At 73.5% G+C, this 8,967-nt stretch carries 10 protein-coding genes; 6 read left to right on the top strand and 4 right to left on the bottom strand.

All coding sequences use genetic code 11. The features are described from left to right. Positions 1-450 (bottom strand): hypothetical protein (locus tag ACIG47_RS07985; protein WP_397430347.1); only part of this gene is annotated, 450 nt, incomplete at its 3' end. A 323-nt stretch (positions 451-773) separates the two neighbouring features. Between ACIG47_RS07985 and ACIG47_RS07980 the strand changes: the two genes are divergently transcribed. Beyond that, positions 774-1,685, top strand: a complete 912-nt coding sequence (locus ACIG47_RS07980; RefSeq protein ID WP_397430346.1) for a DMT family transporter — start codon at positions 774-776, stop codon at positions 1,683-1,685. A gap of 7 nt (positions 1,686-1,692) precedes the next feature. Here the strand turns inward: ACIG47_RS07980 and ACIG47_RS07975 are convergent, their stop codons facing one another. After that, positions 1,693-2,577, bottom strand: coding sequence for a hypothetical protein (locus ACIG47_RS07975; protein ID WP_397430345.1), 885 nt, complete (start codon positions 2,575-2,577; stop codon positions 1,693-1,695). 150 nt (positions 2,578-2,727) lie between these two features. Here ACIG47_RS07975 and ACIG47_RS07970 point away from each other — a divergent pair, with 150 nt between their 5' ends. Beyond that, positions 2,728-3,618 carry a class I SAM-dependent methyltransferase gene (locus ACIG47_RS07970; protein ID WP_397430344.1) on the top strand — a complete coding sequence of 297 codons (891 nt, stop codon included), beginning with the start codon at positions 2,728-2,730 and terminating at the stop codon, positions 3,616-3,618. Continuing rightward, a complete protein-coding gene (locus ACIG47_RS07965; protein ID WP_397430343.1) occupies positions 3,615-4,178 on the top strand; it encodes a DinB family protein in 564 nt (187 codons plus the stop codon). Before ACIG47_RS07970 ends, ACIG47_RS07965 begins: the two co-directional genes overlap by 4 nt. A gap of 90 nt (positions 4,179-4,268) precedes the next feature. Here the strand turns inward: ACIG47_RS07965 and ACIG47_RS07960 are convergent, their stop codons facing one another. Continuing rightward, complete coding sequence (locus ACIG47_RS07960; RefSeq protein WP_397417531.1) at positions 4,269-4,727, bottom strand: VTT domain-containing protein; 459 nt, start codon at positions 4,725-4,727, stop codon at positions 4,269-4,271. An 81-nt stretch (positions 4,728-4,808) separates the two neighbouring features. Next, a complete protein-coding gene (locus ACIG47_RS07955; RefSeq protein ID WP_397430342.1) occupies positions 4,809-5,729 on the bottom strand; it encodes a LysR family transcriptional regulator in 921 nt (306 codons plus the stop codon). 95 nt (positions 5,730-5,824) lie between these two features. Here ACIG47_RS07955 and ACIG47_RS07950 point away from each other — a divergent pair, with 95 nt between their 5' ends. The 3 genes from ACIG47_RS07950 to ACIG47_RS07940 all read left to right on the top strand — a co-directional run bounded on the left by ACIG47_RS07950 (position 5,825) and on the right by ACIG47_RS07940 (position 8,941). Continuing rightward, a complete protein-coding gene (locus ACIG47_RS07950; protein WP_397430341.1) occupies positions 5,825-6,811 on the top strand; it encodes a threonine/serine dehydratase in 987 nt (328 codons plus the stop codon). A 72-nt stretch (positions 6,812-6,883) separates the two neighbouring features. After that, positions 6,884-7,504, top strand: coding sequence for an L-threonylcarbamoyladenylate synthase (locus ACIG47_RS07945; protein WP_397417524.1), 621 nt, complete (start codon positions 6,884-6,886; stop codon positions 7,502-7,504). A gap of 9 nt (positions 7,505-7,513) precedes the next feature. Further along, positions 7,514-8,941 carry a UTP--glucose-1-phosphate uridylyltransferase gene (locus ACIG47_RS07940; protein WP_397430340.1) on the top strand — a complete coding sequence of 476 codons (1,428 nt, stop codon included), beginning with the start codon at positions 7,514-7,516 and terminating at the stop codon, positions 8,939-8,941. The last annotated feature ends 26 nt before the right edge of the window (positions 8,942-8,967 follow it).

Raw genomic sequence — 8,967 nt, 5'->3', positions numbered from 1 at the left:
CTGTTGCCACCGGGCCGCGACGTCCAGCAGGAGGGCGTCGTCCAGGTCAGCGACCTCGACCCGCTCCAGCACACCCACCAACCCCGCACCCACCAGCTCTTCGGTCAATGCGGCGGGCTCGGTGCCCTCCGGCCTGGCGCTCTCCGGCCCATCATCTGTCGGCTCGGCATCTGTCGGTTCTTCGGTCAGGGCGGCGGGCTCGGTGCCTGTCCTGGCGGCCCGGTGCTGGGAGGGCCATGCGACCAGGGCCGCGGGAGCGGTGCTCGTGTACCTGGCTGTCATCCCGCCCCAGCTCAACAGTGGTACCGCTGTCCGTGCCGGGCCCGCCGTCACCGACGGCCCGGTCAGCGCCTGCCCCAACATCTGCCCCAGCATCTGCTCCAGCACACGTTCCAGGACGCGTTCCAGCGTGCGTTCCAGGCCCGTAGGACGCTCCACCCCCGTGCTCACCTGCCCGCCCATACCCCGACCCCCTACCGCCCTTAGAACTATCAAACTGTTCCCATGCGTCGAATATATGTTCGATACCGGGTCGTCGCATCACCAGATCCAAATCTGTGGACAACCGTCGGACGGGCCCGATCCCCGCTGCTAGCATCACCGCCGTGACTCCGAAGCGCTCCGTTCTCCCGCCCCCGGTCGTCTGACCGGAGCGGCACCACGACCGGCCCGGCGGGCCGGCGTCCTGGCGTGCTCCGTGACTGTTCCCCGCTCCCGGAAGACCCGGGAGATCCTTCGGAACGCGCCGGGCTGCGGCCCGGCCTGGAGCACACATGTCATCCACTCGAACAGGGCTGGTCTTCGTCTGCCTCGCCGGCATCCTGTGGGGCACGGGCGGCCTCGCCCTGGAGGTCCTTCGTGACCGTTCGCCGATGTCCGTCCTCACGGTCAGCGCGCACCGCATGCTCGTCGCCGCGGTGGTCCTGCTGGCGGCATCGCTCGTCCTGCGCAAGGGGCCGCACCTCGCGGCGCTGGTGCGCGCCCACCCGGCGCGCGCCGTCGCCGTCGGGCTCGGGACGGGCGCCTACCAGGCGCTCTACTTCGGATCGGTGGCGACCGCCGGCGTCACGGTCGCCACGGTCGTCAGCCTCGGCGTGGCGCCGGTCCTGCTCGCCGTCGTGGACGTGGTCCGTGCGCGCCACCGCGCGGTCACCCACGGCACGGTGCGACTGACGCTGGTCGTCGGCGCGGCCCTGGCAGGGCTCGTGCTGGTGAGCGCGGCGTCGGGTTCGGGCGCCGGCGGCACCCGGCCGGTGCTCGGCCTGCTGCTCGCCGCGGCGTCAGGATCCGTCTATGCGCTGACGACGACGCTCGGCAGCACCGTGCTCGCCTCCGGCGGCGCGGACCCGCTCGCGTTCACGACCGTGGCGACGACGGCGGGCGCCGTCGGGCTCGTGCCGGTCGCGCTTGCGGGAGGCGGCCCCTTCCTGACCGGTGACCCGACGGCGCTCGTCACGCTCGGCTACCTCGGCGTCTTCACGATGGCGCTGGCCTACGGGTTGTTCTACGCCGGGCTGCGCACCACGCGCAGCGGCGCGGCGGTGATCGCGACGTTGCTGGAGCCGGTCACGGCCGCGGTCGCGGCGGCGGTGGTGCTGGGGGAGCGGCTCGGGCCGGGCGGCGTCGTCGGGACGGTGCTCGTGCTGGCCGCGGTGGCCGGGCTGGACGAGCGGGGCGACGGATAGACCGCGGTCAGGCGAACGACCAGCGCCCGCCCTGGTACCGCTGCGGCGGTACCGGCGCGGGCGCGTGGTCGACGGCGGTGACCTGGCCGGTGTTGTACTGGTCGGCGATGTACTGGCTGAACTGGCCGGAGTCGACAGTGTGCGAACCGTCGAGGTAGTCGTGGCCGCCCGACCCGGCGCCGTAGGCCCCGGCTGGGTACCCGGCCGTGTACCCGTCCGGGACGGGCGCTGCGTGACCGCCGTAGGCCGGGGTCCGCGCGGCGGCGGCCGGAGACTGGTGCGCACCGACGTACCCCGGCTCGCGGGCCGGCTGGTAGACCGGGTACGCCCCGGTGTTCACCTGCTGGGCGGCCGGCTCCCACCGGTCGGTGGCGGGGTTCGGGGTGTCGAACGCGGGCGCGGCCTCGTGCTGACGGGCCACGTTCTGCGCCGCGAAGAGGGCCGACGCGCCGGCGTCGGGCTGCACCCCGTTGAGCTCGCCGTGGATGCGGCCGGCGAGGTTGGCGGCGATGGCGAACCGCAGCGGCGCCAGGGAGTCGACGGACATCGTGCCCGTCACCGCGGGCGGCGGGAGGAAGGCGAAGACCTCGTCGTCGCCGAGGCGCAGGCCCTGCGCGAGCGCGGTGCTCAGGGTCTCCTCGAGGAGGTACTCGGCGCGGCCGTCGGGCTCCTCGAGCTCGGCGAACATCGCGTCCAGGGTGTTCCAGCGGCGTTCCAGCGTGCCCTCGACCGTGTCGAGGAACCACCACCCGTCGAGCGACTCGAGGAACATGTCGCCGAAGCAGGAGGCGAAGCGCGGGGTCTTGTCCCCGATCCCTATCCACGACCAGGACGACAGCGCGAACTCGTAGGCGTCAGGTGCGAACTCTCGGATCAGGTGCACCCTGCGCATGTTGCCATGGTCACACTCCGAGCAAAAGAGGCGTTCCGGACACGTAACGATTCGGCTCGGGTGAAAGAGCAAAGGTTTTCCTGCCGGAAACACGGCGGCGCTCCGGGAATCACCTGGCGGCTCCCCGACGGACGTCGTTACCGTCGCGCCATGGAGCACGGGAGCGAGGCGGCGGAGCGGGACGTGGCGCGCACCGCGCCGGACCAGGGGCGGCTGGACGAGCGCGTGCAGGAGTACTACTCGGGCCGGACGGGCTGGGACGAGCACGCCCGCCTCACCGTGCTGTCGGCGCAGGGTCCCGTGGAGCACACCAGGACCCAGGAGCTCGTCCGGGAGCGGCTCGCGCCCGGGGCGCGGGTGCTCGACGTCGGCGGTGCCACCGGGGTGCACGCCGCGCCGCTGGCCGCCGACGGCTACGACGTGGTGCTGGTGGACCCGGTGCCCGCACAGGTGGCGCGCGCGGCTGAGCACGGCACGTTCGAGGCGCGCGTCGGCGACGCGCGCGATCTGGCGGAGGTGGGGCTGGAGGACGACGCCTTCGACGCCGTCCTCCTGCTCGGTCCGCTCTACCACCTCGCCGGGCGGGCGGACCGGTTGCGCGCGCTGCGCGAGGCGGTGCGGGTGACCCGGCCGGGCGGGACGGTCGTGGCCGCAGGGATCACGCGGCTGGGGGCTCTGGTCGGCGGGGGGTACGAGGCGTTCGACGCGTCGGTCTGGCGGGGTGCGCTCGAACGAGGCGAGGCGCCGGCGGACATGCCGTTCCCGGCCGCCCACTTCCACGACGCGGCCGAGCTCGCCGCGGAGGCGGCGGAGGCGGGTCTGCTCGACGTCGTGGTGCACGGTGTCGAGGGGCCGGCCGGCGGTGCGCTGGAGCGTGTCGCGCTGGACGACCCGGGCACGCCGGCGCTCGTCGAGGCGGCGCTGACGATCGCCCGCGCCCTGTCGACGACGCCCGGCGTGACCGACATGAGCCAGCACGTCCTGGCGCTGGGGACGGTCGGCGCCGGGATGTCGGTGGCCCCGGGTACCGTCGCGCCATGAGCACCGCACCCGAGACCAGCGCTGTCCCCCGGCCCGACCTGCCGCTCGCCGCCGACGAGGTGACGATGCTGCGGGCGTTCGTGAACTACTACCGCGCGACGATCCTGCGCCAGTGCGAGGGGCTGTCGGTGGAGCAGCTCCGCACCCCGCACCCGCCGTCGACGATGACGCTGGCCGGGATGCTCAAGCACCTGGCCTACGTCGAGGACGTCTGGTTCTCGGTGCGCCTGCTCGGCAACGAGCCCACCCCGCCGTGGGACACCGTGGACTGGTCCGCGGACCGGGACTGGGACTGGAACAGCGCGCTTGCCGAGACACCGGAAGAGCTCGCCGCGGGGTTCCGCGACGCCGTCGCGGCGTCCGAGCGGATCCTGGACCAGGTCCTCGCCGAGTCGGCGGCACGGCAGGAGCCCGCGCTCGACCGGCTCACGGTGCGTCCGGGGCGGCGCGGCCGCATCTCGTTGCGCTGGATCCTGGTGCACATGGTCGAGGAGTACTCCCGGCACGCGGGGCACGCCGACCTGCTGCGGGAGGCCCTGGACGGAGCGACCGACCTCTGACCGCCGACGCTGTGCAGGAACGCCGCGCAGGAACGCCGCGCAGGAACACCGCGCAGGAACACCGCGCAGGAGTCCCGTGCATGAACACGGTCAGAGCAGGAACCACGCGTAGTCGGCGGCCTCCAGCACGAGCCAGAACCGGAGGAACCGGCCGATCAGCCCCGTGCTCACGAACAGCCAGATCCGCACGCGCAGCACGCCCGCGACCACGGACATCACCATGAACGGCGGTACGCCGGCGAACGCGGAGGCGAGCAGCACCAGGCCGGTGTAGACGGGGCGGCCGTCGGTCCGGTCGCGCCAGCGGGACATCGTGGCCGCGACCTTGGGCGACTCGAGCTTGCGCCGCAGCCAGGGGAGCCGGGTGGTCCCCGCTCCGGCCCAGTACCAGAGCAGCTTGCCGGCGACCTGGCCCACGGCCGCGACGGCGGCGAGCACGGTGCTCGGGTACGTCTGGTCCGCCGCCGCGATGGCCAGGTATCCCTCGAGCGCGAGGAATGCGGCCACGGCAGCGGCGGCGGAGTAGAAGAACGTGGAGACGAGGAGCATGGTGCCGGGTCCGCGCTCAGGCCCGCGGGCGGGGTGGGTCCGGCGGACGGGGCGGCGCGGGGCTCGGCGAGGTGGCCGTGGTCACACGGGGACGTTAGCGCCTGCGGCGACGAGCTGCCGAATCAGCGCCTCGGCGGGCGGTGCGGGCGGCCCCACCGTGAGGGCCATGACGCGGCGGAGCGCACCCGGCAGCGGTGCCGTCGCGATGCCCGGGTGCCGGTGCGCGCGCAGGGTCAGGCCGGGCAGCAGGCTCACGCCCGCGCCCGCGGCGACCAGCGCCTGGACGGCGACGTAGTCGTCGGTCTCGAACGCGATCCGCGGGGCGAACCCGACGGCGGCGCAGCGCGCGACCAGGTCGGCCCGGCAGCGTTCGCACCCCGCGATCCACTCCTCGTCGTCAAGGGAGCGCAGGTCGGGCACGTGACCGGGTCCCGGTGCGGCGTCCAGGTCGGCGGCGGTCACGAGGTTGACCGGGTCGTCCAGGATCGTCGTGGACTCGAAGCGGGACAGGTCGTCCATGGTCCGGGCGTGGCGCACGTCGACGTGCTCGAACACGAGCGCCACGTCGACGGCGCCCGACTGGAGCGCGGCCACGGCGTCGGGCGGCTCGTGCTCCACCAGGCCCACGGACAGGCCCGGGTGTTCCTGCACGAGCCGGGCCACGGCGTCGGGCACGACGGTGGCCAGGGCGGACGGGAAGGCGGCGAGCCGCGCGCGCCCGGCGCGCAGGCCGGCGAGGGCGTCGAGCTCGCGGCGCGCTCCCTCCACGCGCCCGAGGATCTCCTCGGCGCGGTTGGCGAGCAGGCGTCCGGCCTCGGTCAGCCGGACGCCGCGCCCGTGGCGCTGGAGCAGCGGGATGCCGGCGTCGGCCTCCAGGCGGGACAGGTGGTGGCTCACGGACGGCTGTGCGTAGTGCAGCTCCTTGGCCGCGGCCGTCACGGAGCCGGTGCGGGCCACCGCCGCCAGGACGCGCAGCCGGGTGAGGTCAAGCTCTGCGGTCATGCCTCCAGGCTAACCTAGAAAGATAGGCAGCATCGATCGAAAGTCTTCGTAACAGGTATTGGACCTATGGGTTATGGTCGGGTCACGCTGGTTCCATGACGTACCCCGCGACGATCGCCCCCGCGCTGCCCACGATCGCCGACGTGCTGGCCGCCCAGGCGCGCCTCGACGGCACGGTGGTCCGCACGCCCGTGGGGGAGTACCCCGAGCTCGACCGTGCGACCGGCGCCACCCTCGTGGTCAAGCACGAGAACCAGCAGCGCACCGGCGCCTTCAAGGCCCGCGGCGCGAGCAACCTGCTCCTGGGGATGTCCGACGCCGAGCGCGCCCGCGGCGTCGTCGCGTACTCCACGGGCAACCACGCGCAGGGCGTGGCCTACGCCGCACGCCTGACCGGCACCTCCTGCACCATCGTCATGCCCGACGACCCCAACCCCCTGAAGCTGCGCGCGGTGCTCGACCTGGGCGCCGACGTCCTGCTGCACGGCGCCACCTTCGACGACGCCCGGGCCCAGGCGACGGCCCTCGCACGGGACTCCGGTGCGCGCCTCGTGGGTGCGGCGAACGAGCCGGACATCATCGCGGGCGTCGGCACGCTGTACCTGGAGCTGTTCCAGCAGGCGCCGGGCCTGGACGTGCTGGTCGTACCCGTCGGCGGCGGGTCGGGTGCCGCCGCGGCGAGTCTCGTGGCCGCCGCGGTGGTGCCGGGCACCGAGGTGATCGCCGTGCAGTCCGCCGCCTCGCCCGCGGCCCATGACTCGTGGCACACCGGGACCCTCGCCGAACGGGCGAACACCACCCGTGCGGAAGGACTCGCCGTCGGGTGCGGGTTCGAGGTCACGCAGGCGATCATGCGCGAGCACCTGGCCGACTTCGTGCTCGTCACCGACGACCAGATCGCCGCCGCCCAGCGTCTCTACCTCACCGGAGCACGCACCGTCGCCGAGGGCGCGGGCGCGGCGGCCCTCGCCGCCGTCCTCGCGACTCCCGGGCGGTTCGCCGGCCGTCGCGTCGGCGTGGTCTGCACGGGCGGGAACGCCAGCGCGAACGAGCTGCGCCGCGCGCTGGGCGAGGAGCGCTGACGACGGCTCGGCGCTGACCGGGGGACGCCGACCAGGACGCGCCGACCCAGGCCCCCGGCTAGGCTCGGCCGCATGGCCCGCTACTTCGACGTCCACCCCGTCGACCCTCAGCCGCGCACCATCGGCCAGGTCGTCGCGATGCTGCGCGACGACGCGCTCGTCGCCTACCCGACCGACTCCTCGTACGCGCTGGGCTGCCGCATGGAGTACCACGACGGCGCCGACCGCATCCGCCGCATCCGGCGGCTCGACGACAAGCACCACTTCACGCTCGTCTGCTCGGACTTCGCCCAGCTCGGCCAGCTCGTCAAGCTGGACAACTCCGCCTTCCGGGCCATCAAGGCGGCCACGCCGGGTGCGTACACGTTCATCCTGCCGGCCACGGCCGAGGTGCCCCGGCGCCTGGCGCACCCCAAGAAGAAGACCGTGGGCGTGCGCATCCCGGACTCCGCCGTGGCGCAGGCCCTGCTGCGCGAGCTGGGTGAGCCGCTGCTGTCCTCGACGCTCATCCTGCCCGACCAGGCCGAACCGATGACGGACGGCTGGACCATCAAGGAGGAGCTCGACCACGTGCTGGACGCCGTGGTCGACGGCGGCGACGCCGGGACGGAGCCGACCACCGTCGTGGACTGGTCGGACGGTTATCCCCAGGTCGTCCGAATCGGCGCGGGCGACCCCTCGCGCTTCGAATAGCCTTCTGCCATGCCGTCTTCCACGCCCTCCTCCACCACGGACCCCGCCGGGCTCGAGCAGGCCCGCACCAAGATGACCGAGGCGGGGGTCGCCCCCGCCGCCATCGAGACCTTCACGCGGTTCTACCACCTGCTCCAGGCGGGTGAGACGGGCCTGATCCGCGAGGACGATGTCGAGCCGCTGGTCGACATCCCGAACCGGGCGGAGCTGAGCATCGGCGACGACGAGGCGGCCGCCGCCCTCGCGCAGACCGCGATGCTCAAGCTCAACGGCGGGCTCGGTACCTCGATGGGCATGGACCAGGCCAAGTCGCTGCTCCCGGTGCGCGAGGCGCCCGGCGGCACGGAGATCCTCACCTTCCTCGACATCATCGTGGGCCAGGTCCGCGCCGCCCGGCAGGCCACCGGCGCCCGGCTGCCGCTGCTGTTCATGAACTCGTTCCGGACGCGCGACGACTCGCTGGCGGCCCTGGAGCGCTACCCGGACATCGCCGTCGACGGGCTGCCCGTCGACTTCCTGCAGAACCGTGAGCCCAAGCTGCGCGCCGACGACCTCACGCCCGTCACCTGGGAGAAGGACCCAGAGCTGGAGTGGTGCCCGCCCGGCCATGGCGACCTCTACCCGGCGCTGCACGCCTCGGGCGTCGTCACCGCGCTGCTGGAGGCCGGCTTCCGGTACATGTGCGTCTCCAACTCGGACAACCTCGGCGCCACGCCCGACGCCACCATCGCCGGCTGGTTCGCCGCCTCGGGTGCCCCCTACGCCGCGGAGCTGTGCCGCAAGACCCCCGCCGACGTCAAGGGCGGACAGCTCGTGATCCGCAAGGCGGACGGCCGCATCGTCCAGCGCGAGACGGCCCAGACCCACCCGGACGACGTCGCCGCCTCCCTCGACGCCACGCGGCACCCGTTCTTCCACACGAACAACCTCTGGTTCAACCTCGAGGCCCTGGCCGCCGAGCTGGAGCGCACGGGCGGCGTGCTCGAGCTGCCCCTCATCCGCAACGACAAGACGGTCGACCCGGCCGACTCCTCGTCGCCCGCGGTGGTGCAGATCGAGTCCGCGATGGGTGCGGCCGTCGCCGTCTTCGAGGGGGCGACCGCCATCGAGGTCGAGCGGTCCCGGTTCCTGCCCGTCAAGACCACCAACGACCTGCTCGTGCTGCGCTCCGACGTGTACGACCTGACCCCGGAGTACCGGCTGGAGGCCCAGGCCCCCGCACCCCTGGTCGACCTGGACAAGGCCCACTACAAGCTGATCGACGGCTTCACCCGGCGGTTCGCCGCCGGGGCGCCCTCGCTGCGTGACGCCGACTCGCTCACCGTGCACGGGGACTGGACCTTCGGCGCTGGCGTGCGCGCCGAGGGGAAGGCGGCGCTGTCCGGCGCCGGCGGCACCGTGCCCGACGGGGCGACGATCGGTCCGGACGGGTTCTGACCGCGACGGCGCTGATCGCGACGGCT

It is taken from the genome of Promicromonospora sp. NPDC052451, assembly GCF_044547525.1.
GTDB lineage: Bacteria > Actinomycetota > Actinomycetes > Actinomycetales > Cellulomonadaceae > Promicromonospora.
Note: the sequence above shows the minus strand (reverse complement) of the source record. Positions and strands in the feature narration are given on the sequence as shown.